A 26,736-nucleotide genomic window follows, 5' to 3' on the forward strand; every position below is an offset into this window, starting at 1 on the left:
GCCCGTAATTACCGGAATTCTCAACCAGATACAAGGCAAAGCCGAAACTGATGACCAATCGCACAGCAGTTGAACCACCGATACTATGACTTATAAAAGTGCAATGCTGGTTAACACCGGCATATTCATAGTGCCTAATCATCCGCTCTTGCGACGATTACAGCTACTATTTTTTCTTTTCAAGCTGCTCTTTAAGGCCTGCAAGCTGTGCGAACGGGTTGGGTTTATCTTCTTGGGCATCTTCTTCGGACTGGATCGAGTCCGGCAGTTCCGCATCATCTTTGCGCGGATATGGGTCCATCGCAACAGCAAGAAACTGCGCGACAACCTCGCCGACATCAATCATGCCATCCACCAGCGGTTCTGGCTGATCAAGCAACGCCATTAACTCTTCTTCAGACAGATCTTCAAGATCATCGGGGTTTGACGGCATGTCTGCTTCTGACACATGCGGAGAGAAGAGAACCTCGACCGTATCTTCGATAACCTCGGGAACCGGCTCAAGCGTTGCCACACAGCGCTGAACGATTTGCGCGTTCATTGGCCCGCGTACGGTAACTTCGCCATTCGAAGCCGTTTTAATTTCAAGTTCGGCTTTCAAGCTATCGATGGAAACAAGCTCAAAACGTTTGGCCAATCCTGCGCGTTCTGCTTCGTTCGCTTCGATAACAAGTTTTTCTTTGGTTTTTACCTGCTCGTCAGTTTTGACGATGCGGGAAAACTCAGGAGTAAATTTATCAGACATCAGTTCATTCTTTCTATTGCGGGTCAGAGACGGCGACACGTGGTACATCGGGAAAATGCACGGCACCGTTCTGCATTTGCAAAATGGTTTGATTTTCAAGCGCGGCCAATGCGTCATGCACATATCCGACCATCGCCATCAGTTGTTCATTGCTGATCTCGCAATCAGCAAAAAGATTCCGGTCTAATGCGGCTGCAAGCTCGGCTGCGCCTGACTGAACACCTTCTTCATAGGCCACAATACGCCCGTGATAGGATTCCGACATTTTGCGGATCCGTTTCAGGATCCCAACATCACCAATCCCCATTTCACGCATATTCTGGTCAAGGTCGGCAAACATCACGTCAAAAATATATTGCGCGAGATCACGGTCTCCGTCATCTGCCTTAAGGCGGCGAAACAGGATGAACGCATGCACCAGAATAAGGTCAAAACGACCTTCCATTGTATCGGGCACACCGACCTTCGCGTAGAAGTCCGGTTGACGCGCCTGGGTTACCATTGCCGTGTAAAGCTCGAACGCTGCGGTTTGCTTGCGGTCTTTTTTCTTCAGCCATCCAAACAACAGTAACACTCCTTCGTTGACATTCCTGCCATGGCACGCAGAATGCCGTAAATTCCATTGGGGCAACCCTGCCCCAGTCATTGCCCGGCAATATCATGCGCCTAGCGCAGAAACTCAAGGCAATTCCGGTTTGGCTTCAACAAGAGGGTCGCTCAGGTGAGCTTCATGCATAATAAAACTACCCGCATTCCCCTGATCATGCTGGCAGGACTGGCTATTGCCTTTGTCTCTGCATGTAGCCCGACAATTGCCTCACGTGGCAACGCACCGGAACCAGAACAGCTTGAACAGATATCGGTTGGAGAATCGACCAAAGGTGATGTGACCGATATTTTGGGCTCACCTTCCACCATCGCTGCCTTTGACGAAAACGTCTGGCTGTATATTTCCAGAGTCACCGAAACAGTTGCATTCTTTGAACCGGAAACGGTGGAACAGAAAGTCGTTTTGATCAGCTTCGATTCCGCCAATCGCGTCGAAATCCTGAGCGAATATGATCTGGAAGACGGCAAACCCGTCATCCCGACGAACCGTGTAACGCCAACAGCCGGACGTGAATTGACGATCCTGCAACAGCTTTTTGGCAACCTTGGCCGGTTCAGCGAAGGTCAATAAGATCTAATTCGCAATTGACCGAATGCTAAATACGTTATCGAAAATGGTCGAACCCGCCTTCTGCGAGTTCGGCCATTTTTCCATCTGGTCCAAGTAACGACACAGTTCCAACTTCATCTGTTACCTTGCCGATCACGGTAACTGTCTCGCCCAAGGCCTTGATATCTTGGGCTTGTCCTGCGATCAGAAGCTCGTAATCATCCCCACCGGCCAAAATACGTTCCCACTTCCCCGGCTCAAGATCAACAACCGCCTTCGCCGCAGGTGACAGCGGGATGGCGTCACGGGTGATTTCCATGCCAACGCCCGAAGCAATGCAGATTTTGCGGCAATCACCAGATAGTCCGTCTGAGATATCCATCGCCGCGATACGGGCATTAAGATCCACACAGGCCAAACCCGCCTTTATGCGGGGCTGTGGCAACCAATAACGGTTCTTGAGAAAATCTGCATCTTCGGCATCACGAACGGAGAGATTGCCGTTCAACACTTCTAATCCAAGCGCAGAATCGCCAAGCGTTCCTGTTACAGCCAGAATATCCCCCGGACGGGCCTGATCCCGGCGAAGTGCCCTGCCCGTTGGAACATATCCAAAGGCGGTCAGGCTAAAGAAACTTGGACCAGGAGTACTGACTGTATCCCCCCCCAGCAGGGCAACGTCATGCGCTGCGCAGTCTTCGCCAAACCCTTTGGCAAATCGTTCGATCCATTCTTCGGAAAGATCACGATTATACCCGGTGGTCAAAACCACACCACCTGCCCTGGCCCCCATCGCGGCAAGGTCTGACAGGTTCACACGCAGAACTTTTTTGGCGACCTTTTCCGGCGCATCAATGCCCCGGAAATGCACACCTGCCACCAGCGCGTCGGTGGTGACCACGACCTCGCACCCGGCAGGAGAAGAAAACACAGCCGCATCATCCCGAAGCGACAATGCAGCCGGATCACGCCCGGCAATGGGCGCGAAATGGCGCGCGATCAGTTCAAACTCACCAGATCGCGCAGCCATATCAATTTTGTCCGTTTTCACCGGGACGCAGCGTTTTCCCAATGCGGTCAAGAACGGCATTTACAAGCTTGGGTTCGTTCTCGTCAAAGAACGAATGGGCTGCATCAACATATTCGGTAATGACAACCCGCATTGGAACATCTTCGCGCGCGATCAATTCATAGGTTCCTGCACGCAGGATGCTCCGCAGAACCGTTTCCAAACGCTGGGTGGTCCAGCCCTTTTCAAGGGCGCCATTGATCATACCGTCGATATCGACCATGCGCGCAGCGACACCCTGGACCAGATCAGCAAAGAAACCACGATCCGGGTCAATCAAGTCCTCGTTGGGGATATCAAGGTCGCGACCGCCTTCACCATCAAGGCGGAAGTCGGAGTATTCGCGCACGATATCACTGGCAGAAAGCTGTGACAGTTCTGCCTGATAGAGCGCCTGAATGGCGGCAAAACGCGCCGCACTGCGCCGCTGTGCGGCTGATGCCTTTGATTTTTCGGTCATTACTTGTGATGTATTCCAAAATGGTTTTGAACTTCGATCTGACGCAGAACAGCCTTGGCAGCTTCGCCACCCTTGTTCTTTTCGTCAGCCTTTGCCCGTGCAAGCGCCTGTGCCTCGTTTTCGACAGTCAGAATGCCGTTGCCGATGGCAAGTTTGTATTCAAGACATAGCTGCATCAACGCACGGTTGGCTTCTTCGCAGATGTGATCATAGTGCGTGGTTTCGCCACGGATAACACACCCAAGCGCGAGATAGCCATCATAGCGTGGTCCAGTGGCCAATTCTTTCATTGACTGCACCGCATATCGAATGGTGATCGGCACCTCGAACGCACCTGACACCGAAATACGGTCCCACGTTGCGCCACCGGCTTCCAGAGTCGAAGCAGCCCCTTTGACAAGGTCTTCGACGATATGCGTGTAATATGGCGCATCCACAATGAGAATGTGGGGGGCGTTGCTCATGGTTTTATTCCTCCGAGACGACAAGCGGACGCTGATCAACCAGATTTAGACCGAAGCCGTCAAGTCCTACAATGTGGCGTTTTGTATTTGAAAGCAGAATCATGTCGCGAATACCAAGATCATGCAAGATTTGCGCACCAACACCGTAATCGCGCAAGTCGGCATCACCGCTTTGGTCGGCAAGTTCCTGACGCAAGGCATCGCCGTCACCGCCATTGATCTCTATAAGTTTGGCGACAGACGATGACAAGGTGTTCGGGCGTGGTTCACGGATCAAGACCACGACACCACGGCCTTCTTCTCCGATTTGGCGCATGGCTGCCGCCAGTTGGCCCTCATGTCCGTTCTGGGTATCACCAAGCACATCTTCGATCACGTTAAGGGCATGCACACGTGTCAGCACAGGTGCATCATCACTGATGTCCCCTTTCACCAGCGCAATATGTTCTGCGTAGGTAACGTTATTAACATACAGATGCATGTCAAACTCGCCGCCATTGACGCTTTGGATCTTAGTGGTTGCCTTGCGCTGAACCACTTTTTCGTGCTTGCGGCGATAGCGGATCAGATCGGCAATCTGCGCGATTTTGAGGTCATGTTTCTTGGCAAATTCAACAAGTTCCGGAAGCCGCGCCATTTCCCCGGAATCACTCATGATTTCGCAGATCACACCAGACGGGTTCAATCCGGCAAGACGCGCGATATCCACCGATGCTTCGGTATGACCTGCACGCACCAAAACCCCACCCGGACGGGCACGCAACGGGAACACATGCCCCGGCGTGACGATATCGTGGCGTCCGGCATTCGGGTCGATTGCAACGGCGACTGTGCGCGCCCGATCCGGAGCCGAAATGCCGGTGGTAACCCCGGTTTTGGCTTCGATCGAGACGGTGAATGCTGTTTCATGGCGGGTGCCGTTATGGGCACTCATCATGGTCAGCCCAAGTTCGTCACAGCGTTCCGACTCAAGGGTCAGGCAAATCAGGCCGCGTCCATGGGTCGCCATGAAGTTGATGGCATCAGGTGTTGCCATCTGGGCCGGAATGACCAAATCGCCTTCGTTTTCACGATCTTCGTCATCGACAAGAATAAACATTCGGCCATTGCGGGCTTCTTCGATGACGTCTTCAATCGGCGAAAGATAGTTGTTGGGCATTATCAATCAGTCCTTGCCAAGCATGCGCGCAACATAGCGTGCAAGCATGTCGATTTCGAAATTGATCCGGTCACCCGGCTGTTTTGAGCCCAGCGTGGTCTCTGTCTGAGTATGGGGTATCAGATTGATACCGAAAGTGTTTCCGTCAACCTCGTTCACGGTCAAGGACACACCTTCAAGGGTCACAGACCCCTTTGATGCAATGTATTTTGCAAAACTTTCGGGCACTTCAAAGGTCAGGCGTAAAGAATCCCCCTCGGGGACGCGTTTTGTCAGGATGGCGACACCATCCACATGGCCCGAAACGATATGGCCACCAAGTTCATCGCCAACACGGGTCGCCTGCTCCAGATTGACCTTCGAGCCAACCTTCAGATCACCAAGTGTCGTGCGCGACAGGCTTTCAGCCGACGCATCAATCGCAAACCAGTCACTACCGGTCTCAACCACCGTCATGCAGGCACCATTACACGCAATGGAGGCGCCCAAAACAATCTTTGACGTGTCGAAAGCAGTCGTGAATTCAAACCGGGTGTCGCCGGTTTTTTCAATCGCACGGACAGTTGCAATATCGGTGATAATACCAGTGAACATCAATTAATCCGTTTTATTTTCGTATGTTATCGCAATGTCTTGACCAACTGAACGAACAGAAGAGCGTTTGAATTGCGGTGCATTTTCAAGCTTATCAACACCTAAATCGGCAATCATTGCCTTGCCATCTGCACCAATCATCGACGGCGCGACGAAATGAACAATCCGGTCTACCACCCCACTCTTGATCAAACCGGCAGCCAAATTACCGCCGCTTTCGACAAGAACGCGGGTCAGACCTTCGCCCGCCAGCTTTCCTAGAACGTCATGTAGGTCCAAATGCCCGGCAGTGCATCGGGCAGCAATCACTTTTACCGAAGTTTTTTCAAATTTCTCCAGTAGTTTGGTGAAATTCTTCTCGGCAGTGACAAGCCAGGTCGGCACATCAGACGCCGTTTGGGCAAGTTTCGTCGTAACCGGCACCGTGCCAGAACGATCAAGGATAACACGGACAGGTGATTGATCTGACCGCCCCGCCAAACGGCAGGTGAGAGTTGGGTCATCAGCAAGGACAGTTTGGGCACCGACCAAGATGGCATCATGTGTGGCCCGCATCAGGTGGCCTTCGTCGCGCGCTTGTTGTCCCGTGATCCACTGGCTTTCACCCGAAGACGTCGCTGAACGCGCATCGATTGTCGAGGCAAGCTTAAGTGTCACGAAAGGACGGCCACGTTCAACTTTTGACAGAAAACCTTCGTTGATCCTGCGTGCGTCATCGGCAAACAAACCAACATCAGCCTGAATACCCGCCTTGCGGAGCATCTCATGCCCCCTGCCCGACACACGCGGATCAGGATCGACCAGCGCACAGACCACCCGCGTTACCCCCGCGTCAATCAGGCCGACCGCACAGGGCGGTGTTTTGCCAAAATGACTGCAAGGTTCAAGTGTGACATAGGCCGTTGCCCCACGTGCAAGATCACCTGCGATATCAAGAGCAACACGTTCGGCATGAGGACGCCCGCCGGGTTGGGTATGACCACGCCCGACGATGGTTCCGTCAGAAGACACAAGGACACAGCCAACGGCCGGGTTCGGCCAGACGTTTCCCAAACCGCGTTTTGACAGGCTCAATGCGACCCGCATGAAATGCCGGTCGTCTTCGCTAAACGCGGGGGCTGTCATTACTCTGCGTCCGCCTCTTCTTCCCCATCATGCATTTTTTCGACGAATTGTTCGAAGTCCCGCGCTTCGCGGAAGTTCTTATAGACCGAAGCGTAGCGCACATAGGCCACCTGATCGAGGGCATTAAGCGCCTCCATCACCATTTCGCCAATGGTATCGGTGGAAATATCGCTTTCACCGCTGCTTTCAAGACGGCGTTGAATGCCATTAAGGGCCTTTTCAACCCGCTCGTCTTCGATCGGGCGTTTGCGACACGCAAGAAAGATCGACCGCGCCAGTTTGTCGCGGTCGAACAATTCGCGTTGCCCGTCTGTCTTGACAACCATCAGTTCACGCAATTGAACACGTTCAAATGTCGTAAAGCGCGATCCGCAGGCAGGACAGAACCGGCGACGGCGAATGGCATGATGCTCTTCGGTCGGACGGGAGTCCTTAACCTGGGTATCGGTATGTCCGCAAAACGGGCAACGCATTATGTTTTACTCAGTTCAGTTCGATCAGGAATAGATCGGGAAGCGTTTGCACAGGTCTTCGACCTTTGCACGGACAGCGGCTTCGACTTCGGCATTGCCTTCCGGGCTATCGACCATGGCGTCAAGAACGTCACCGATCAGTTCGCCAATCTGCTGGAATTCAGCAACACCAAAACCGCGCGTAGTACCGGCCGGGGTGCCAAGACGCACACCCGAGGTCACGGTCGGTTTCTCGGTATCGAACGGAATGCCGTTTTTGTTGCAGGTAATCCCAGCACGTTCAAGCGCGACTTCTGCGGTGTTGCCCTTAAGGCCCTTCGGGCGCAGGTCAACAAGCATCAGGTGCGTATCGGTGCCACCGGTAACAATATCAAAGCCGCGCTTGACCAGAACTTCGGCCAGGGCTTTGGCATTATCGACAACCTGCTGCGCATAGTCTTTGAATTCCGGGCGCAGCGCTTCGCCAAAGGCAACAGCCTTGGCTGCAATCACATGCATCAACGGACCACCCTGCAGACCAGGGAACACCGCCGAATTGATCTTTTTGCCGATATCGAGGTTGTTCGACAGGATCATGCCGCCACGCGGGCCACGAAGGGTTTTGTGCGTCGTGGTGGTGACAACATCGGCATAAGGAAGCGGGCTCGGATGAACGCCACCGGCAACAAGGCCGGCAAAGTGCGCCATATCCACCATCAGCAATGCTCCAACTTTGTCAGCGATTTCGCGGAAACGCTTGAAATCGATCTGACGCGGGATCGCAGAACCACCAGCAATAATCAGGGCTGGTTTGTGCTCGACCGCAAGGGCTTCGACCTGATCGTAATCAAGGGTCAGGTCGTCTTCACGAACCCCGTACTGAACGGCATTGAACCATTTGCCCGACAAAGCAGGGCGTGCGCCATGCGTCAGGTGACCACCGGCATCAAGCGACATGCCCAAAATGGTGTCGCCCGGCTTGCAAAGGGCCAGCATGACAGCACCGTTTGCCTGTGCGCCGGAATGCGGCTGCACGTTGACGAATTCGCAGCCAAAGATTTCCTTGGCGCGTTCAATTGCCAGTGCCTCGGCAACATCAACGAATTCACAACCACCGTAATAGCGGCGCGAAGGATAGCCTTCGGCATATTTGTTGGTCAGAACGGTACCCTGTGCATCAATAACCGCTTTGGAGACGATATTCTCCGAAGCAATCATTTCGATCTGGTTCTGCTGACGATCAAGTTCGTCAGTAACCGATTTGAACAGTGCCGGATCAGCTTCGGACAAGCTGGTGGTGAAAAAGCCTTTGAACGACATACAGGGGCCTCTTTCAATACGATGTGACGGGTCAACGATCCAAACAGACCGCCTGCCCGTTCCGGTTGATGCCAGATGGCGGTAAAATCAGACAGAGCAAGACATTTTTGCGACGCGACCTTCGTGACGACCACCTTCAAACTCGGTCGACATAAATGCATCCACACAATCGAGTGCCGTAGCATCACCCAACAGGCGTGCACCAAGGCACAAAACGTTTGCGTTGTTATGTTGGCGGCACAATTCCGCAGAAAGCCGGTCATGCACCAGAGCCGCACGAATTTGCGGGTATCGGTTTGCGGCCATGCTCATACCGATGCCAGAACCACAGACGAGAATGCCCGCCTCGGCCTTGCCATCGATAATCGTTTTGGCAACGGCCTGCGCAAAGTCCGGATAATCCACCGATGCGGAGCCATCCGTGCCAAGGTCAAGCACTTCTACTCCGCGCTTTTTCAAGGTATCAATGATAGCCGATTTAAGCTCGACACCACCATGATCGGCAGCAATAGCAAGGGTCTTGACAGTCATAGGCTTGCCTTCATCCAAAAGCAGAATACTAAAATTGAGCGCCTTGTAGCATATAGCATTGGGCCTGCCAACGCGGAGCTCACCCAAAACAGCAAGTTTTCCAAACAGAATTATACAACAAACCAACAGGGTCGAACGGCTTTATGCACTTACGACCTATGTACGGTTTTGCACCGTCTACAAGATCAAGCGGAGTATCAGAGGCAGGCTAATGTCGTACAGTACGATCATGCCATTTAAACAGTAGCATTGCGCATTCGCGTTAAACGTGTATCGCGACTGCTTTACAAGCATTTCCTGACATAACAAAAAATCTGATACCTAAAGTTATAATGGCCATAAAAATCCATTTTTACACATCATAAATGACAAATTGACTTGTCTTTTTCTGTGGTTTGATTATATCGGATAAATAGTGCATTAAGATTAAACTCAGTTGATACACAAAGGATTACTTTAATTATGTCTGAACAAGAGACCAGCGTGCTTGATCGCGACGAACTATTGCAGATGACCGTCGATATCGTTTCTGCCTATGTAAGCAACAATGCTCTCGCAGCGGCGCAGATTCCGGAACTGATTTCGACCGTATTTTCATCGCTTGATGAAATACACGAAGTTGACAAAGAACCAGTTCAGGAACCGCTGAAACCGGCCGTTCCGATCAAAAAATCCATTGGTGATGACTTCATCGTCTGCCTCGAAGATGGCAAAAAGCTTAAAATGCTCAAACGTCACCTTCGCACGACCTATAATCTGACACCGGAAGAATACCGTGCAAAATGGGGCCTTCCGTCCGATTACCCGATGGTCGCACCAAACTATGCAAAACAGCGTTCCCAATTTGCCAAGCAAATCGGTCTGGGTCGCAAGGCGAAATAACGCCGATCAGACAAGAACTGCGAAGTTACAAACAAAAAACGCCGCCCTTTTTATGGGGTGGCGTTTTTTGTTGTGCTCAGTGCAGACACCGGAACAACAAAGAAACCGACGCTTCGTGGCGCAGGCATCATCCCTTATTGAGAACGTATTCAAGTTTTTGTGCGGCAACCCGTTTCAGTTGCTCCGCATTACGGCTTACCGGCCCCGCAACTGTGACCTCGACGCCGGTTTTTCCATCAATCGCTGTACAGCGAAGATAGGTCCCGACCTGGCGAAGCTCAAAATAGATTTCTCTGGGGGTATTGTTGCGTGTCGTCATAAATACACTGTTGCCTGTCAAAACTTGCTTTGATCATTTTGCTCGCATTTTCCAACAACGCAACAGATAACAAAAAACGGGCCTGGTTTCCCGGACCCGTTTTTATTGTTCTTCAAAGTCCGAGGCTTATTTTTCACCGTCAAGCATTTTGACTATGGCCGAGAAATCCATGTCCCCATTGCCGCCATTGGAATAAAGCGCATAAAGGCTTTCAGCCAGCGCGCCCATCGGGGTGGTTGCCCCTGATTCTGCTGACGCCTGCTGGGCAAGTTTCAGGTCCTTCAGCATCATATCCACCGCAAAGCCCGGCTGGTAATCGCGATTGGCCGGTGATGTCGGAACCGGTCCGGGAACCGGGCAATAGCTGGTCAACGCCCAACACTGACCAGATGCCTTTGATGAAACCTCAAACAGTTTCTGGGCATCAAGCCCAAGGCGCTTTGCCAGCATGAAGGCCTCGGAAACGGCAATCATGCTCACACCCAACACCATATTGTTGCAAATCTTGGCTGCCTGCCCTGCACCACTATCACCGGCATGAACAATATTGCTGCCCATCGCTGCCAGGATGGGTTCTGCACTGGCGAAATCGGCATCAGCCCCCCCAACCATGAAGGTCAGGGTTCCAGCCGCGGCACCGGCTGTTCCGCCCGAAATCGGGGCATCAACAACACCAAGCCCGGCAGCCTTGGCAAGTTCAGATGCCTTGCGGGCCGAATCCACATCAATGGTCGAACTGTCGATCAGGACCGTCCCCGGCTTGGCATGGGCAATGACACCGTCCAGTCCGTCATAGACGGCCAGAACATGTTTTCCCGCTGGCAGCACCGTCACAACGAAGTCAACATCGGCCGCAGCCGCCCCGACCGAAGCGGCCTTATGTGCACCACCTTCAACAGCGTTGGCCACCGCATCATCGGACAGGTCGAAAACCTTGACCATGTGTCCGGCCTTGACCAGGTTGGCCGCCATCGGCCCACCCATATTGCCCAAACCAATAAAACCGATATTCGCCATTTGAAGTCTCCTCTGATACCCGTCTCGGGGCTTTTTGGTCTGTTTTTCGTGTGTTTTTTGGGCAGAAGATCGCCCCGACACATTTTAAAGATTAAGTTCTTTGTTTTCTGGCAACAGCTCGAAATATTCGGCCACCTCGCTCGGGTCGACCTGTCCGATATCACCATGCTGCCATTTGGGGGCATGGTCCTTATCAAGGATCACTGCCCGCACACCTTCAAAAAGGTCGGGCTTACAGACCATGCGCTGCGACAAGCGGTATTCCATATTTAAAACACCTGCGAGTGACATATCGCTCCCCTGACGGATTTGTTCATAGCTAACGCAAAGCGCTGTTGGTGATTTTCCCGCCAACATTTCAAGGGTTTTGGTGCCAAATTCAGTTTCTTCATGCTCAAGAGCAGCGAAAATCGCCGCCACACTCTCACCCGAAAAGGTGCGGTCAATTGGCTCGCGAATTTCGGCAAGCGGGGCGTTGTCGAATGATTTGGCGTGTTTATCAAGAACGGCTGACACCACCGCGAAGCTATCACCATCATAGGACGCCGCTGCCAAATCAGCACAAATCTGATTGATGCCATCACTTTGTGCCCCATGGGTTGCCAGTCCGGCATAAAGACAGTCCGCCGCTTTTATCCGGGCACCGGTCAATCCAAGGTACATGCCAATCATTCCGGGGCAGCGCGGCAGGAAGTATCCCCCACCAACATCGGGAAAGAATCCGATACCAGTTTCGGGCATGGCAAATAACGTCCGTTCCGTCACCACCCGGAAACGCCCATGGATCGAAACACCAACACCTCCACCCATCGTGATCCCATCCATCATGGCAACATAAGGCTTCGGGTAATTGGCGATATAATGGTTCAAGTGATACTCGCGCCGATAAAACGCATCGAGTATTTCTTCATCGTCAACCTGGCGCGCATCATAAAGGCCCCGGATATCTCCGCCAGCGCAGAATGCCTTTTCGCCAGCACCCTCGATGATAACGACCTTGATCGACACATCCTGTTCCCAGGATTTGAGCTGCGCCATCATCATATCAACCATTTCCAAATCAAGCGCATTCAACGCCCGTGGACGGTTAAGAACAATACGACCAGAACTACCTTCCTGTGAAAACAGGACCGGGGCTTCTATGGCGTCATTTGTCGACTTTGAATCAGTAGTCATGTGTCAGTCCTTCAGGGCCGCGCGCGAGATGATCAGGCGCATGATTTCGTTTGTACCTTCAAGGATTTGATGGACACGCAGATCACGCAACAGCCGTTCAATCGGGTATTCGCGAATATAGCCATATCCACCGTGAAGCTGCAGCGCTTCATTACACACATTAAACCCGACGTCGGTCGCAAACCGTTTGGCCATCGCACAAAACTGCGTCGCATCATCAGTTTTGTGATCCAGCTTCCAGGCCCCTTTGTGAAGCATCAGGCGCGCAGCTTCGAGTTCGGTGACCATATCGGCGAATTTGAATTGCAGCGCCTGAAACTGATCAAGGCTTTTGCCAAACTGCTTGCGCACCTTCATATGGTCGCGTGCATGTTCCATAGCCGCACGTGCCCCGCCGACCGAACAGGCCGCGATATTCAATCGACCACCATCAAGGCCCTTCATGGCGAATTTAAACCCTTCGCCCTCTTCACCCAGACGGTTTTCGGCCGACACCTTGCAGTTGCTAAAGATAACGGCTGCGGTCGGCTGACTGTTCCAGCCCATTTTTTCTTCCAACTTGCCAAATGACAGCCCCTCGGCATCCTTTGGCACGATGAACGTCGAAATACCTTTCGGGCTGTCATCGCCAGTGCGCGCCATGACCACATAAACATCGCTGCGCGATCCGCCGGAAATAAAGGCCTTCTCACCATTCAGGATGTAATGATCACCATTACGCTCTGCGCGGGTTCGAAGCGCCCCGGCATCTGAACCTGCCCCTGGCTCGGTCAGACAGTAGCTGGCGAAATGTTCCATGGTCACCAGTTTGGGCAAAAATTTCGCGCGCTGCGCGTCATTGCCAAACGTATCGATCATCCAGCAGGCCATGTTGTGGATCGAAATATAGGCCGCAGTGGACGGACAGGCCGCAGCAAGTTCTTCGAAGATCACCGCAGCATCAAGGCGACCAAGCCCCGTGCCACCATATTCCTCGCCGGTGTAGATCGCGGCAAAACCAAGTTCGGCTGCCTTGCGCAGGGTTTCTTCGGGAAAAATATGGTTTGCATCCCATTCCCCGGCATGCGGGGCCATTTCATTCTGTGCGAAATCGCGCGCAGCCTCGGCAAATGCCTGCTGATCGTCAGACAGGTTGAACTCCATTGGATCGCCGCCTCTTTTACATTTCTATTTTCCCTTTACGTAAACGTGAAATCCCGGTTTTGTCAATTCATTCGGTATAATCGTACCGAATTATCGCTATTTAAGAAAAATCAACCCGCCGATGAATACGCACAAGCCTTTGCTGCAATTGTTTCTTGCAGACACCCGGTTGCTACGCATACCCTCCTCACGTCTGAAAAAACGATCCATCAGGGAAACATTCATTATGTCTTCGACCAAACCGGAAACCATTGTCCTACATGCTGGCTATCGCGCCGAACCGACAACCGGTTCCGTTGCTGTGCCGCTCTATCAAACAACCAGCTATCAGTTCCGCGACACCCAGCATGCAGCAGATCTTTTTGCGCTTAAGGAACTCGGCAATATCTATACCCGCCTGATGAACCCCACCAATGATGTGCTCGAACAGCGCATTGCCGCACTTGATGGCGGTGCCGCAGCGGTCGCACTTGGATCGGGACAGGCAGCATCGACTTTCGCCATTCTCAATATCGCCCAGGCCGGCGACAATATTGTCAGCTCGACCGATCTTTACGGTGGCACCTGGAACCTGTTTGCCAACACCTTCAAGCAGATGGGGATCGAGGTGCGTTTTGCCGATCCGTCTGATCCGGAAAACTTCCGCCGTCTCGCCGATGACAAAACCCGTGCGTTTTATGCCGAAACCCTGCCCAACCCGAAACTTCAGGTGTTCCCGATCCGCGAAGTGGCCGATATTGGCGATGATCTTGGCATTCCGCTGATTGTTGACAACACGTCTGCACCGGTGATTTGCAAACCGATCGACCATGGTGCCAGCATCGTGATGTATTCGACGACCAAATTCATTGCCGGTCACGGCACATCGGTTGGCGGGGTTGTTGTCGATTCCGGCAAGTTTGACTGGGAAAAGCATGCAAAACGCTTCCCGCTTCTGAACGAACCGGACCCAAGCTATCACGGTGCTGTCTGGACCGAGGCCGTCAAACCGATTGGCCCGGTGGCCTATGCGATCAAACTGCGCTGCACAGTGCTGCGCGATATGGGTGCGGCTGCATCGCCGTTCAATTCCTTCCAGACCATTCAGGGCATGGAAACCCTGCCGCTACGGATGGAACGCCATTGCGAAAACGCCAACAAGGTTGCCGACTTCCTGGCGTCTCATCCGAAAGTCACCAAGGTCATTCACCCCAGCAAACAGGACGGCGAAAGCCGCCGTCGCGCCGATACCTATCTCAAAGGTGGTTTCGGTGCCTTGATGGGCTTTGAACTGGCAGGCGGCAAAGATGCCGGCGAGAAATTCATCAATTCGCTGGAGCTGCTTTACCACGTGGCCAACATCGGGGATACGCGATCGCTTGCCATTCACCCGGCAACGACGACCCATAGCCAATTGTCCGAAGAAGACCGCCTGTCATCAGGTGTGACCGACGGCTACGTTCGCCTGTCGATCGGAATCGAACATATTGATGACATTCTGGCAGATCTGACTCAGGCACTTGAAAAAGCCTGACGACCAGTCCGTTTTCGAATGATTTCCTAAACCGGCCGGACACATGTCCGGTCGGTTTTTTGTTGACGCATGACAGGGCCGCCCCTAAACAAATATCGGCAAAATACGCATAACATGCAAAACAGGCACACAAATGTCGAGCGTTACAACACGACAAGACGAAATCCAGAAACTTTTGCGGCGCAACGGCACGGTGCATATCCATGATCTGGCCGCCCTGTTCCATGCATCTCTTGATACCATCCGGCGTGATTTGCGTCAGATGGAAGAAGACGGATATTTGCGCCGCATCCACGGCGGTGCGGTTCTTCCCAATAAGGCGTCGGACACATATGTAGAACGTGCTCAGGAATTACAGCCCGAACGGGCGATGATTGCGCAAAAGACCGCACGTGACCTTATCCCCGATGACGGTGTCCTGTTTTTTGACAGCGGCACGACCGTCTGTGAAGTTGCCCGCCATCTGAAACCATCTTTTCGCGGCACGATTATTACCGTAAATCCGATGGTTGCGGCTGAACTGGCCGATCACCCAAACGCCAACGTTATCATGCTGGGCGGTACTTTGCGTAAAACTGAAATGGCGGTATGCGGCCCGACGACCATTGACGAAATCCGCAAATATAACGCCGACCTTGCACTGCTGGGTACCTGCGCCCTGCACCCAGAGGCCGGTTTATCGACCAGCAGCACGGAAGAACGGGCATCAAAAGCCGCCATGATCGCCCAATCGGCCGAGGTCATCGCCGTGACGACAGCAGACAAGCTTGAAACCAGCCTGCCCTATCGGGTTTGTGACATTGATGCGATTTCACACCTTGTCACCGGTCGTAAATTGTCATCGGGTTATCTTGCCAACTATTCCCGTCGCGGGATCAATATTGTTCAGGCTTGAATTTGATAACGCCTGAAACACGATGCTTTGGAGCCCCAATTAAATGCAGCCTTATTCCATTGCCCATAATCGGGTGCGCGCGATCTTCTTTTTACATGGCGCTGCTTTTTCAAGTTGGGTGCCCCATATTCCACTGGTTCAGGAACGTCTCGGTCTTGGTCATGACGCGCTTGGCGGTATCCTGCTGGCAGCAGCTATCGGTGTCCTTGCGGTCATGCCGATCGCGGGGCGTCTGGCGGATCGGTTTGGCAGTGAGCGCGTGGTGCGTTATTCCGGACTTTTCTATTTCATCGCGGTTGGCATCCCGGCATTCATGCCAAGCTACTTCAGCATTTCCATTGCCATGTTTGCCCTTGGTTTCTCCGGTGCGTTTCTTGATGTTTCGATGAATGCCAATGGGCTCCATGTGGAACGGGTCAAAGGCCGAAGCATCATGTCCGGATTGCATGGTTTCTGGAGTCTCGGTGGCTTTGCCGGGGCCGGCATTGCCGCGGCATGGTTCGCGCTTCCCATCAGCAACAATTATCACTTGCCCTTTGTTCTGACACTGTTCCTCATTGCGCATATCATCGCCCAAGCAGGTCTTCTGACAGATCAGGCAGCAGCAAGGGCAATTGGTCGCGAAGGCAAAACCAAAATCAACGAAACACAATCCGGCTCAGCAAAGATCAAGGAACGCCATATGTTTCTTGTCCTGCTACCTTTTGGCGTCTGTGCATTTATCGGTCAGTTTGGCGAAGGCGTCATCACCGATTGGGCCACCGTCTTTTTGAACTCCGAACTTTCATCCGGCCCCACCATGGCTGCCGTTGGCTTTGCGATCTATTCCTTTGCCATGGCTGCAACCCGCCTTTCGGGCGATGCGCTGGTCACACGGTTTGGCCGCGTAAATGTTTTGCTGACAAGTTCGGTTTTGGCATCTCTTGGAACGTTCATTATCACCTTTGCGCCGCACTATATGGTCGCCTGGATTGGCTGTGGCGTTGCAGGAATGGGGCTTGCCGTGATCCTTCCGCTGTTACTTTCCGCAGCATCCAAGGCAACCGGCAAAGGTGGAGGTTCTGTTGTATCGACCATTGCTGCAACCGGCTATTCGGCCATTATGGCCGGGCCACCTGTTATTGGTGCGATTGGCGAAGCCGCGGGGCTCGTCACGGCCTTTGCCTTTACCGCGACTTTCCTTGGTATGATTATTCCTGTTTACCTTCTAACCATGCGTGGCCGCTTGCAAATTGCGGGGAATGGTTGAACAAAGGCGAAATCTGCCCCATAAATTGCCCAGCCTCACAATACAGAGAACAGATCATGGCCAACAAATTCGCCTATGGGACATTTCCCACCACCCGCCAGCGTCGCAACCGCATGACCGATTGGTCACGGCGCATGGTCGCGGAAACCCGTTTGACCGCTCATGATCTGATCCTGCCGGTTTTTGTCATCGATGGCAGCAATGAACGTTCTCCAATCCCGTCCATGCCCGGGGTCGAACGCCAATCCGTTGATGTGCTGGTTGAAACCGCCAAACATGCCGAAAAACTTGGCATACCTGCATTGGCCCTGTTTCCCTATATCGACGCCAGCCTTAAGACCAAGGATGCGCGCGAAGCATATAACCCTGACAACGTCGTCTGTCGTGCGACAAAGGCAATCAAGGACGCCTGCCCCAATCTGGGTGTAATTACCGATGTTGCCCTTGACCCGTTCAATGCCGACGGGCAGGACGGGATTGTCGTTGATGGACAGATCCTGAATGACGAAACAACCGAGGCCCTTGTGCGTCAGGCACTGGTACAGGCACAGGCCGGGTGCGATGTTGTCGCACCGTCTGACATGATGGATGGCCGCATCGGCGCAATCCGCAAAACGCTTGAAGGTGAAAACCTTATCAACGTTCAGATCATGTCCTATTCCGCGAAATATGCGTCGTCATTTTACGGCCCGTTCCGCGATGCGATTGGGTCGGCCAGCGCACTTGGGAAGGCGGACAAGAAAACCTATCAACTTGATCCGGCCAACACCGACGAGGCCATGCGCGAAGTCGCCTATGACCTTAATGAAGGCGCCGATTCCGTTATTGTCAAACCCGGCTTGCCATATCTTGACGTTCTCCAGCGTGTGCGTCAGGAATTTGGCGTACCGGTCTTTGCCTATCAAGTATCGGGGGAATACGCGATGTTGCGTGCTGGCGGGCAAAACGGATGGCTTGATTATATCGGATGCGCCATCGAAACGCTGTCATGCTTCAAACGCGCCGGGGCATCTGGCGTGCTTACCTATAGCGCCATCGAAGTTGCCGAAGCGCTTGAGGGATAATTCCCTCAAAACCAACCAATCCCTGCCACCGGATAGATCAAAGGGCCTCACGTGAGGCCCTTTTTCGTGTTCACCGATCTGATGATGTAATCAAGCGTCACAGCATGCAGGTTCACCAGACGCATCCTGATCGTCAGAAATGCCATGACCAATGGCACGTGCACAAAAATGCGGGCGCAGACCGGAACGGGCGAAGACATCTTCGATATCCTGGCCGTCAAGGAAACCACCCTGATGCACCAGCAGCGTTTTTATGCCTGATGCCAACCCACCCAGAACATCTGTGTGAACCGTATCGCCAACCATAAGCACGCGATCACGCTCAACATCAGGGTGACGGCGCAGGACTTCCTCGAACACATGATGATATGGCTTGCCAACGCATTGTGGCGTTACGCCGGATACATCTGCTGCCAAATGGGCAAAGTAACCGGACTCAACCGACAGAAAATCCCCCATCGGCGCACAGATATCCGGATTTCCGACAAGGATCGGTCGCGGATTGTCGGCAAGGCTTTTTTCCAGCATTGCTTGCTGAGCATCTGTCCAATTTTCCGAATCAATCAGCAAAAAACCACCAACCGCGTCATATAATGCGCGATCGGCGCCAAGTGGCTCGACATGATCTGGTAACACATCAAACGGCCAATGGGTTGGCGCCATCGCCCCCCAATGGTTGATATCGACATGGGCATTCATCATCGGGGCGATGAATTGCTGGCTGCTGATCAGGTTATGCTTGGTAAAATCAAAGCCGCGGTTACGATGGCGCGCAAGGATCGCCTCAGCCGAACTCGACGCATCGTTGGTGACCACCGCCAGCTTTTTTCCCATACCTTGCAAGGTGCCAACTGCCTTGACCGCCCCGGGTATTGCGTTTGGGCCGCTATTGAGCACCCCAAAAGCATCAAACACAATCAGGTCGAACTGATCTGCAATCGCCAGAAGATTATCGACATAGTCAGTTGTCTGCGGGACTGCGTCGTTGGGCACTTGTGGCAGACGCGGCGCGTATTGCAGATAGGCTTCAATGGCCTGCGCAAAATTCAATCGCAGCCGATTGATGCTCATGGTCGTCTCTCCTGCTTGCAAAGGTTTGGGAAAATCCCTGCATATTCAATCTGATTAGTGCAACAAATACACCTCAAATTTTTCCCGCTTCAAGATTTGCAGGAACTCAACCAAAGGTCATCACGCAATGTCACTAGCTATGCGTTAATAGCATAACAACAAAAGCAGTAAAAGTGTCGCCCCAAACGCCAATTATGGTGGATTCATGACAATTCAGCGACTTTCTGCGCTTTTCAAGCCCCTGCCATGCAAAAAACGCATTGGATTAAACACGCAATTCTACGTAGATTGCCCTCACGAAATGAATAGGACGCATCGACTGACAATTGCGCCACCGTGCAGAAGATCACTCGATACAGTCCAAACAAACCGACACGTCAAACCAGTTATCTATTCCGACACGGAATACTCTCGGTGAGAACATGCCGGTTAGCTGAAAACAGATGCCGAACAATCGGCCGGTTTGAAATAGGTGATGAAATGATCGTAACTAAAATCTTTGCTTTTCTTCGTGCTCTGCGCGTTCAGTACCAGACCCAAAGTGCGCTGCGCCAGCTTGATCCGCGCGAACTTGCTGACATCGGTCTGAACCGCGACATGATCGACGATGTAGCACATCGTGTTGCGTTCGGTCGCTAAGCCACGACCGTAGCGTCCTTGAAAAACCCCGGCAGGTTTCCTGCCGGGGTTTTTCTTTGTCTGCATCCCAAAACTCACGCAGGTTGCCCTGCCCCGCCTTCACTGACCTAGCCTAGTTGGCAAATAGCGCCTTGTATTCTTCGCGCAGAACATTCTTTTGTACCTTGCCCATGGCATTGCGCGGCAGTTCATCGACAAAGAAGACCCGCTTGGGGACCTTGAAATTCGCAAGCTGTGACTTGATGTCAGTGATGACGGCATCTTCACTAAGCGCGTCTTTTTGTTCCGCGACGATAACGGCAACAACCGCCTCACCGAAATCAGGGTGTCCAACACCAATCACTGCACTCTCTACAACCCCATCCATCTTGTCGATCAGGGTTTCAACTTCCTTGGGATAAATATTGAACCCGCCGGAAATGACCAGATCCTTTGACCGCCCGACAATATGGACATATCCCTTGGCATCAATTTTGGCGATGTCGCCGGTAATGAAGAAACCGTCCTGGCGGAATTCCTCTGCCGTTTTCTCGGGCATTTTCCAGTATCCGGCGAACACATTTGGACCGCGTGCTTCAAGAACGCCAATTTCATCCGTTCCCAAAACAGTGCCATCCTCATCACAAACACGTACATCCACATCCGGAAGTGCGGGGCCAACAGTATGAACAATACGCTCCCCCTCCAGCGGATTGGAGGTCGCCATGCCCATTTCTGTCATTCCGTAACGCTCCAACAGCGCCTTGCCAGTGCGCTCTTTGAACGCGGTAAAGGTTTCAGGCAGAAGCGGCGCCGAACCGGAAATAAACAACCGCATGTTTGACGTCACATCGGCTGTGAAATCATCCCCCGAAAGAAGGCGCACATAAAAGGTGGGAACCCCCATCATCACGGTACTTCTGGGCAACAGACTCATGACCTGATCGCGGTCAAACTTCGGCAGGAAGAACATCTTTGACCCAGACAGCATTACACAATGGCAAGCAATGAACAGCCCGTGCGTATGAAAGATCGGAAGCGCATGCAGCAATGTATCTTCGCTCGTAAAACCCCAAAGCTTTTCAAGGGTGGATGCATTGGACCACAGGTTCATCTGCGTCATCATCGCACCTTTGGGTTTCCCTGTCGTGCCGGATGTATAAAGAATGGCTGCTAAATCATCATCAGCACAATCAACCGGTTCAAACGCTGTGGGTCGCGATGCAGCATCGGCCATCAGACTGCCATCAGCCTCCATACCCAACGTCAACACCTGGGCAACACCCTGCGCATCTGCGATCGCCTTGACTTCGGCCTCCCGGTGAGGCTGACACACAAAGATAACCGGTGATGCGTTTTCCATAAAATAGGAAAGCTCGCCCGCCTGATAAGCCGTATTAAGCGGCAAATAGACAAGGCCCGCACGGATACAGCCAAGATACAGAAACAGTGCCTCCGGGGATTTATCGACCTGAACCGCGACCCGATCACCTTTCTTTGCGCCAAGTGACGTCAGAAGTCCGGCAATTTGCGCAGAACAGGCATCGGCATCGCCATAGCTGTAGGTTTGCCCTGTCGGTGTCTCGATCAAGATCGAAGACAGGTCCGCCGGAAAACGGTTCTGAATGCGCAAGAATAGGCTGTTGGTCACTTTACTGCTTCCCCGATGAATAACGTTGGACCGATAAGAACCCCTTTCGGTCTTTTGTGCCGGCAGCATAGTGCAATCAACCCTTATAGGTAAACAAGTACGTTTTTACCGTAATCAGTCATTTCATAGAGTCTGACCGGTCCCTATCACTTGGATAAGGCCGGTCAGACATAGAGATTATCCGACTGACGGAAATTCTCCGTCAACATATGGGAAAGCTTCGCCGACTGTGACCTGCACATCAGGGTAAAAACCATTAAAGTGCGTCGCCAAGGCATTGCTGTATGCGCCTATATGGCCAAACTCGATCCAGTCCCCCTCGCGGATATCCGCAGGCAGCGACACGGTGGCTGGTAACACATCCATGTTGTCACAGGTCGGGCCATAGATCGTGAATTCAAGGGTTTCTTCCTGGTCGAAATCACCTGTAATGCGCATCGGACGGACCGGATAACGAAGTTGACCGGTCACGGTCTCCGAAAGGCTGCCATATACACCGTCATTGATGAAAAGCGTATCTTCCTTGCGCAGGTGAATCTGCGTGATCAGCGAAACACCGCTTGAAACCAAAGCCCGGCCCGGTTCGCACATAAACGTTGTCTCAGGCATATCAAGCCACCGGATACAGTCCTTGATTTCATCCATGAACTCTTCAAGGCTGGCGCCACGCTGGTTCATGTACTGCCCCGGGAAGCCGCCCCCTACATCAATATGTTTCACCTGAACGCCAGAAAAATCGACAACCTGACGGATCAATTCGACGGCAATTCGATAACCGGTCGGTGTTGTACACTGCGATCCAACGTGGAAACAAAGCCCACTGTCATATCCATATTCATCAACCTTCTTAAGCAGTTCAGCGGCGACCATCGGGCGCGCTCCGAACTTGGCTGACAGGTTATAGGCAGCACCGGCTGGCGGTGTTGCAAGGCGCACATGAATTACCAGGTTCTTGTCGCCTTCAGTTTCCTCACGGATTTTTTCAAGTTCTTCTTCCGTATCGATCACATAGTGATCAATGCCAAACACCCGATGCGCGTTGCGAATGGCGTCACGACTTTTGACCGGATGCATGAAGTACGCCTTCATGCCCGGGAATTGGCGACGTACAAGCGATATTTCCTCAGGTGAGGCTGTATCGAAATGCCGAACGCCCCCTTCATGCAGGTATCGCATGACTTCTGGATGCGGGTTGCATTTAACCGCATAAAGAACATCGCCAGGGAACATTTCGACAAAGCGCTGCGCTGTTTCTCGAAGAATATTGGGTCTGAGGCAATAGACCGGATAGGAAGGTTTGAGTTCCTTAACAACATCGAACGTCGTATCGAAATGACGTGGCACAATATACTCCATCGTTTACGAATATCAGGCGCCCAGACACGTACCGCCGCCGGGCTGGCCTTTTAGCTAGGGTCTAAACTCATTCACATAATCGCTCTGGTCTCCCGGATTTGTGCGGATATGCCGAGCGAAATCGTAGAAACATCCACATCTTTCAAGATTGTGCGACAAAATAGCCCGTGCAAATCCGGGGGATCCGAAGGACAACTGATATGACAGAAATCCTCTGCGTCAAATCCCTTGACCGGGGATTACCCCACTTAGCGGTCTTTTCCTTGCTTTTTCTCCAATATCAGTTGCAAGGGCGGTCATGTGAATGAGTTTAGACCCTAAATTAGCGTACCAGCCCTTTGACACCCTGTCATGCACCTTGCAAGCATCGTGGTTTGATTGGAACACGAATTGCGCTTGATATTGCTCCCTTCTGCCGATAATTTGGTAAACCAATACCGAATAACCAATATCGTGCGCCCCACGCGGTTTACCGCACCTGCACGTCAAACCACAGGGAGCCTGAAATGCCCATCGATCCGATCCTTGATCCGACCCTTTTGGCCAAGGAACTGTCTGGCTATCATCTGATTAACGGCAAACTTGTCGCCGCCAAACACGGCAAGACTTTTGATGTTCTCAACCCTGCAACGGGCAAGGTGATCGGTCAGGCTGCTGATGGTGATGCCGATGATGTTGCGATTGCCGTCGCCGCCGCCAAAGCAGCCCAAAAGGACTGGGCAGAACGCCCGGCGCGCGAACGCGGCAAGCTTTTGGCTGAATGCGGTCGCATCCTGATGTCCCACACCGAAGAACTCGGCCGTTTGGTGGCGCTGGAATCGGGCAAGGCCCTGCGCACCGAAAGCCGGGTCGAGGCATCGGTTCTTGCCGACATGTTCGTCTTCTTTGGCGGGCTCGCCTCCGAGCTCAAGGGTGAAACCGTACCGTTTAACCCGAACATGATGACTGTAACCACCCGTGAAGCTGTCGGCGTGGTTGGGGCAATCATTCCATGGAACGTGCCGATGATGCTGATGGCGATCAAGGTTGCCCCGGCACTGGTTGCGGGCAACGCGGTTGTCGTAAAATCCGCAGAAGACACACCGCTTGCAGTGCTGCGTGTCTGTCAGATCATGCAGGAAGTTCTTCCGGCTGGTGTCTTTAACATCCTGTCTGGCTTTGGCCCTTCATGTGGCGGCCCTTTGGTCGAACACAAGGATGTCAAGAAAGTCTCCTTCACCGGTTCGGTTGAAACCGGCCGTACCGTTTATCGCGCGGCTGCTGAAAAACTTATTCCGGTAACCCTGGAGCTTGGCGGCAAATCACCGATGATCGTGATGGGTGACGCCGACCTCGACAAGGCGATCGCAGGTGCGATTGGCGGCATGCGCTTTACCCGTCAGGGGCAAAGCTGCACGGCAGCGTCACGTATGCTGGTGCACGAAAGCCTGCATGACGAATTCGTCAAACGGTTGATTGATAAGGTCAACACCCTCAAAATGGGTGACCCTCTTGACGAGGAAACCGACATCGGCACCATCATCAACCGCAAGCAATTCGACAAGGTTTGTGGTTACATCGCAACAGGCGAACAGGAAGGCGCAACCAAAAACGAACTAAGCGCGCTTCCAGATGACCCTGCACTTTCAGATGGCACGTTCGTGCGTCCGGTTATCTTTACAGATGTCGATCCCGACGCCCGGATCGCACGTGAAGAGATCTTTGGCCCCGTCGCATGTGTGTTCAAGTTCAAGACCTTTGAAGAGGCACTTGAACTGGCCAATGACAGCGATTTTGGCTTGGCCGCAACTGTCTGGACAACTGACCTGAAAACCGCACTGGTCGCGACAAAGCGTCTTGAGGCAGGATTTGTTCAGGTTAACCAGAACCTTGTTGTGCAGCCCAACTTGTCTTATGGCGGGATCAAGCTTTCCGGCCTTGGCAAGGAAGCATCGCTTGAAAGCATGCTGGAACATTTCACCTACAAGAAAACCGTTATTCTGAATATGGAATAACGCCTGATCCCCACATACCAGGCGTTCAACTCCGCCGGGTTGCAGTAAACGCAACCCGGTTTTTCTTTTGATCCTCTTGACCTGCGGAACTCAATCCGCAAAGCTGCGAAACGAAAACGCATCCTTGACCCAGAAAGTACATGGCTATGTCTGCATATACTGACATCCTCGCATCGCATTCCCGTCCGACAGTTCGTGCCGGTGCGATGGCCATGATTATGGGTATTTCCGACCTGCGAATGTGATCCCTGTCATCTGCGGATGACAGGTCCGGTTAAATACCGCTCTCTCTCAACACATGATATTATTGCCATCGCATCACCCAGTTGATGGCCGCAGGAGTACGGAAATAATGACTGTTTCCTATCACGACATTGTACGCGCATCCGGTTTACTGGAAGGCATTGTCGCCAAAACACCTTTGGTAAAATCATTAACACTTTCAGATATTTGCCAGGCAGAAGTTTATCTTAAACTTGAAAACCAGCAATATACGGCTTCCTTCAAGGAACGTGGCGCCTATGTCAAATTGGCAAGCCTCACCCCCGAAGAACGCGAAAAAGGCGTTATTGCCGTCTCCGCAGGAAATCACGCCCAAGGTGTTGCCTATAACGCCAAACGGCTGGGCATTCCCGCAACCATTGTGATGCCCAAAAACACCCCCTACACCAAAGTTCATCACACACGTTCACACGGTGCAGAAGTGGTCCTGACCGGCAACGTCTTTGCCGAAAGCCTGGAGGCCGCAGGCAAAATACAGCACGAACGCGGCCTGACCTTTGTTCACCCGTTTGATGATGCGCATATTGTCGCCGGACAAGGCACGGTAGGGTTGGAGATCCTCAATGAAAGTGTCGATCTGGACACGATTGTGGTTCCGATCGGCGGCGGGGGTTTGGCTTCAGGTATCGCAACAGCAATCAAGGCACGCAGACCCGACATCGAAGTCGTTGGCGTTGAGACCAAGCTTTATCCTTCCATGTATGAAGGCATGCGCGGGGATGCGTTTACCGGTGGTGGCGTGACCATTGCCGAAGGCATTGCCGTCAAACAACCCGGTGGCCTGACGCTTGAAATCTGCAAGGAAAAACTCGATGAAGTCGTTCTGGTCGATGAAAGTTCGATTGAACGTTCGATCCAGATGCTGATCGAGATTGAAAAAAGCGTGGTTGAAGGTGCAGGTGCTGCCACCCTTGCCGCCCTGCTAGATCATCCGGAACGGTTCAAGGGCAAGAAGGTTTGCCTGATTGTCAGTGGCGGGAATATAGATACCCGACTTCTGGCACAGGTTCTAATGCGTGGCATGGCACGACAAGGGCGCCTGGTTCGGGTGCGTATTGAAATCCCCGATGTTCCAGGCGCGCTTGCAACCATCAGCCAGCTTATTGGCGAAGAAGAAGCCAACATCATTGAAGTTTATCACCAGCGGCACTTCTATGACGTACCCGCCAAGCAAACTGACGTTGATATGGTGCTTGAAGTCCGCGACACCGGCCATGCGCAAGAGGTCATTGACCGGCTGATCAAGGAAGGCTTTGGCGGCAGGTTGCTTGGCAACACATCCCTTGATTAACCTTGAAGTCTGTTCCGTTTAGTGCGCATCGCTTTTGGGTGGCGTGCCACAAATCTTGGTGAGTTACACCGCGCAAGGGCGATGTAGAACATCATTCCACCCAACTTTTCCCCGCTGAAAAAAACAAGGGCCGCAGG

At 52.7% G+C, this 26,736-nt stretch carries 27 protein-coding genes; 9 read left to right on the forward strand and 18 right to left on the reverse strand.

All coding sequences use genetic code 11. From position 1 onward, the window contains the following. Positions 1-166: 166 nt before the first annotated feature. Both JF44_RS0114730 and JF44_RS0114735 read right to left on the reverse strand, forming a co-directional pair. Complete coding sequence (locus JF44_RS0114730) at positions 167-745, reverse strand: YceD family protein (protein ID WP_033069987.1); 579 nt, start codon at positions 743-745, stop codon at positions 167-169. 13 nt (positions 746-758) lie between these two features. Then, positions 759-1,310 (reverse strand): ubiquinol-cytochrome C chaperone family protein, encoded by a 552-nt coding sequence (locus JF44_RS0114735; RefSeq protein ID WP_033069988.1) that lies wholly within the window; start codon positions 1,308-1,310, stop codon positions 759-761. A gap of 165 nt (positions 1,311-1,475) precedes the next feature. Here JF44_RS0114735 and JF44_RS0114740 point away from each other — a divergent pair, with 165 nt between their 5' ends. After that, positions 1,476-1,925, forward strand: a complete 450-nt coding sequence (locus JF44_RS0114740) for an outer membrane protein assembly factor BamE (protein ID WP_033069714.1) — start codon at positions 1,476-1,478, stop codon at positions 1,923-1,925. 34 nt (positions 1,926-1,959) lie between these two features. Here the strand turns inward: JF44_RS0114740 and thiL are convergent, their stop codons facing one another. The 9 genes from thiL to rpiB form a co-directional block, all read right to left on the reverse strand. Beyond that, a complete protein-coding gene (thiL, locus tag JF44_RS0114745) occupies positions 1,960-2,934 on the reverse strand; it encodes a thiamine-phosphate kinase (RefSeq protein WP_033069989.1) in 975 nt (324 codons plus the stop codon). A gap of 1 nt (position 2,935) precedes the next feature. Continuing rightward, positions 2,936-3,433, reverse strand: coding sequence for a transcription antitermination factor NusB (gene nusB, locus JF44_RS0114750; RefSeq protein ID WP_033069715.1), 498 nt, complete (start codon positions 3,431-3,433; stop codon positions 2,936-2,938). After that, the gene (gene ribH / locus JF44_RS0114755) at positions 3,433-3,897 is read right to left on the reverse strand and encodes a 6,7-dimethyl-8-ribityllumazine synthase (protein WP_033069716.1); all 465 of its coding nucleotides are present in this window, start codon (positions 3,895-3,897) and stop codon (positions 3,433-3,435) included. Before ribH ends, nusB begins: the two co-directional genes overlap by 1 nt. A 4-nt stretch (positions 3,898-3,901) precedes the next feature. Further along, on the reverse strand, positions 3,902-5,056 hold the full coding sequence (gene ribB, locus JF44_RS0114760) for a 3,4-dihydroxy-2-butanone-4-phosphate synthase (protein ID WP_033069717.1): 1,155 nt from the start codon (positions 5,054-5,056) through the stop codon (positions 3,902-3,904). A 6-nt stretch (positions 5,057-5,062) separates the two neighbouring features. Continuing rightward, complete coding sequence (locus tag JF44_RS0114765; RefSeq protein ID WP_033069718.1) at positions 5,063-5,650, reverse strand: riboflavin synthase; 588 nt, start codon at positions 5,648-5,650, stop codon at positions 5,063-5,065. Between the two features lie 3 nt (positions 5,651-5,653). Continuing rightward, positions 5,654-6,775 carry a bifunctional diaminohydroxyphosphoribosylaminopyrimidine deaminase/5-amino-6-(5-phosphoribosylamino)uracil reductase RibD gene (ribD, locus tag JF44_RS0114770; protein WP_033069719.1) on the reverse strand — a complete coding sequence of 374 codons (1,122 nt, stop codon included), beginning with the start codon at positions 6,773-6,775 and terminating at the stop codon, positions 5,654-5,656. After that, positions 6,775-7,248, reverse strand: a complete 474-nt coding sequence (gene nrdR / locus JF44_RS0114775) for a transcriptional regulator NrdR (RefSeq protein ID WP_008891109.1) — start codon at positions 7,246-7,248, stop codon at positions 6,775-6,777. The genes ribD and nrdR overlap by 1 nt, the downstream gene beginning before the upstream one ends. A 24-nt stretch (positions 7,249-7,272) precedes the next feature. Beyond that, on the reverse strand, positions 7,273-8,547 hold the full coding sequence (gene glyA, locus JF44_RS0114780; protein ID WP_033069720.1) for a serine hydroxymethyltransferase: 1,275 nt from the start codon (positions 8,545-8,547) through the stop codon (positions 7,273-7,275). Between the two features lie 87 nt (positions 8,548-8,634). Next, positions 8,635-9,078 carry a ribose 5-phosphate isomerase B gene (gene rpiB, locus JF44_RS0114785; protein ID WP_033069721.1) on the reverse strand — a complete coding sequence of 148 codons (444 nt, stop codon included), beginning with the start codon at positions 9,076-9,078 and terminating at the stop codon, positions 8,635-8,637. A 462-nt stretch (positions 9,079-9,540) separates the two neighbouring features. On the opposite strand from rpiB, the gene JF44_RS0114795 reads away from it, so the two are divergent. After that, the gene (locus JF44_RS0114795) at positions 9,541-9,960 is read left to right on the forward strand and encodes a Ros/MucR family transcriptional regulator (protein WP_033069723.1); all 420 of its coding nucleotides are present in this window, start codon (positions 9,541-9,543) and stop codon (positions 9,958-9,960) included. Positions 9,961-10,087: 127 nt separating this feature from the next. Here JF44_RS0114795 and JF44_RS0114800 read toward each other — a convergent pair whose 3' ends face one another. The 4 genes from JF44_RS0114800 to JF44_RS0114815 all read right to left on the reverse strand — a co-directional run bounded on the left by JF44_RS0114800 (position 10,088) and on the right by JF44_RS0114815 (position 13,615). Then, positions 10,088-10,279, reverse strand: coding sequence for a DUF6898 family protein (locus JF44_RS0114800; RefSeq protein WP_033069724.1), 192 nt, complete (start codon positions 10,277-10,279; stop codon positions 10,088-10,090). A 126-nt stretch (positions 10,280-10,405) separates the two neighbouring features. Further along, on the reverse strand, positions 10,406-11,377 hold the full coding sequence (mmsB, locus tag JF44_RS0114805) for a 3-hydroxyisobutyrate dehydrogenase (RefSeq protein WP_272945641.1): 972 nt from the start codon (positions 11,375-11,377) through the stop codon (positions 10,406-10,408). A gap of 3 nt (positions 11,378-11,380) precedes the next feature. Continuing rightward, positions 11,381-12,472 carry an enoyl-CoA hydratase/isomerase family protein gene (locus JF44_RS0114810; RefSeq protein WP_033069726.1) on the reverse strand — a complete coding sequence of 364 codons (1,092 nt, stop codon included), beginning with the start codon at positions 12,470-12,472 and terminating at the stop codon, positions 11,381-11,383. 3 nt (positions 12,473-12,475) lie between these two features. After that, positions 12,476-13,615, reverse strand: a complete 1,140-nt coding sequence (locus tag JF44_RS0114815) for an acyl-CoA dehydrogenase family protein (RefSeq protein WP_033069727.1) — start codon at positions 13,613-13,615, stop codon at positions 12,476-12,478. Positions 13,616-13,841: 226 nt separating this feature from the next. Here JF44_RS0114815 and JF44_RS0114820 point away from each other — a divergent pair, with 226 nt between their 5' ends. The 4 genes from JF44_RS0114820 (at position 13,842) to hemB (ending at position 18,336) form a co-directional block, all read left to right on the forward strand. Beyond that, on the forward strand, positions 13,842-15,128 hold the full coding sequence (locus JF44_RS0114820; RefSeq protein ID WP_033069990.1) for an O-acetylhomoserine aminocarboxypropyltransferase/cysteine synthase family protein: 1,287 nt from the start codon (positions 13,842-13,844) through the stop codon (positions 15,126-15,128). 133 nt (positions 15,129-15,261) lie between these two features. After that, positions 15,262-16,023 carry a DeoR/GlpR family DNA-binding transcription regulator gene (locus JF44_RS0114825; protein ID WP_033069728.1) on the forward strand — a complete coding sequence of 254 codons (762 nt, stop codon included), beginning with the start codon at positions 15,262-15,264 and terminating at the stop codon, positions 16,021-16,023. Between the two features lie 43 nt (positions 16,024-16,066). Further along, a complete protein-coding gene (locus JF44_RS0114830; protein ID WP_033069729.1) occupies positions 16,067-17,272 on the forward strand; it encodes an MFS transporter in 1,206 nt (401 codons plus the stop codon). 56 nt (positions 17,273-17,328) lie between these two features. Further along, the gene (gene hemB / locus JF44_RS0114835; protein ID WP_033069730.1) at positions 17,329-18,336 is read left to right on the forward strand and encodes a porphobilinogen synthase; all 1,008 of its coding nucleotides are present in this window, start codon (positions 17,329-17,331) and stop codon (positions 18,334-18,336) included. A 90-nt stretch (positions 18,337-18,426) separates the two neighbouring features. Here hemB and JF44_RS0114840 read toward each other — a convergent pair whose 3' ends face one another. Continuing rightward, complete coding sequence (locus tag JF44_RS0114840) at positions 18,427-19,407, reverse strand: HAD-IIA family hydrolase (protein ID WP_052065954.1); 981 nt, start codon at positions 19,405-19,407, stop codon at positions 18,427-18,429. Between the two features lie 480 nt (positions 19,408-19,887). Here JF44_RS0114840 and JF44_RS20690 point away from each other — a divergent pair, with 480 nt between their 5' ends. Beyond that, positions 19,888-20,046: a DUF1127 domain-containing protein gene (locus tag JF44_RS20690; RefSeq protein ID WP_081944457.1), complete on the forward strand. Its 159-nt coding sequence runs from the start codon at positions 19,888-19,890 to the stop codon at positions 20,044-20,046. A gap of 112 nt (positions 20,047-20,158) precedes the next feature. Here JF44_RS20690 and JF44_RS0114850 read toward each other — a convergent pair whose 3' ends face one another. Next, positions 20,159-21,676, reverse strand: a complete 1,518-nt coding sequence (locus tag JF44_RS0114850; RefSeq protein WP_033069992.1) for a malonate--CoA ligase — start codon at positions 21,674-21,676, stop codon at positions 20,159-20,161. Positions 21,677-21,853: 177 nt separating this feature from the next. Continuing rightward, positions 21,854-23,020, reverse strand: coding sequence for a type III PLP-dependent enzyme domain-containing protein (locus tag JF44_RS0114855; RefSeq protein WP_033069993.1), 1,167 nt, complete (start codon positions 23,018-23,020; stop codon positions 21,854-21,856). 518 nt (positions 23,021-23,538) lie between these two features. Here JF44_RS0114855 and JF44_RS0114860 point away from each other — a divergent pair. Further along, the gene (locus JF44_RS0114860; RefSeq protein WP_033069732.1) at positions 23,539-25,026 is read left to right on the forward strand and encodes an aldehyde dehydrogenase family protein; all 1,488 of its coding nucleotides are present in this window, start codon (positions 23,539-23,541) and stop codon (positions 25,024-25,026) included. A 352-nt stretch (positions 25,027-25,378) separates the two neighbouring features. Then, positions 25,379-26,599 (forward strand): threonine ammonia-lyase, encoded by a 1,221-nt coding sequence (locus JF44_RS0114865; RefSeq protein ID WP_033069733.1) that lies wholly within the window; start codon positions 25,379-25,381, stop codon positions 26,597-26,599. Positions 26,600-26,736 lie beyond the last annotated feature (137 nt).

This window comes from Thalassospira australica (genome assembly GCF_000763295.1).
GTDB classification, from domain to species: Bacteria; Pseudomonadota; Alphaproteobacteria; order Rhodospirillales; family Thalassospiraceae; genus Thalassospira; species Thalassospira australica.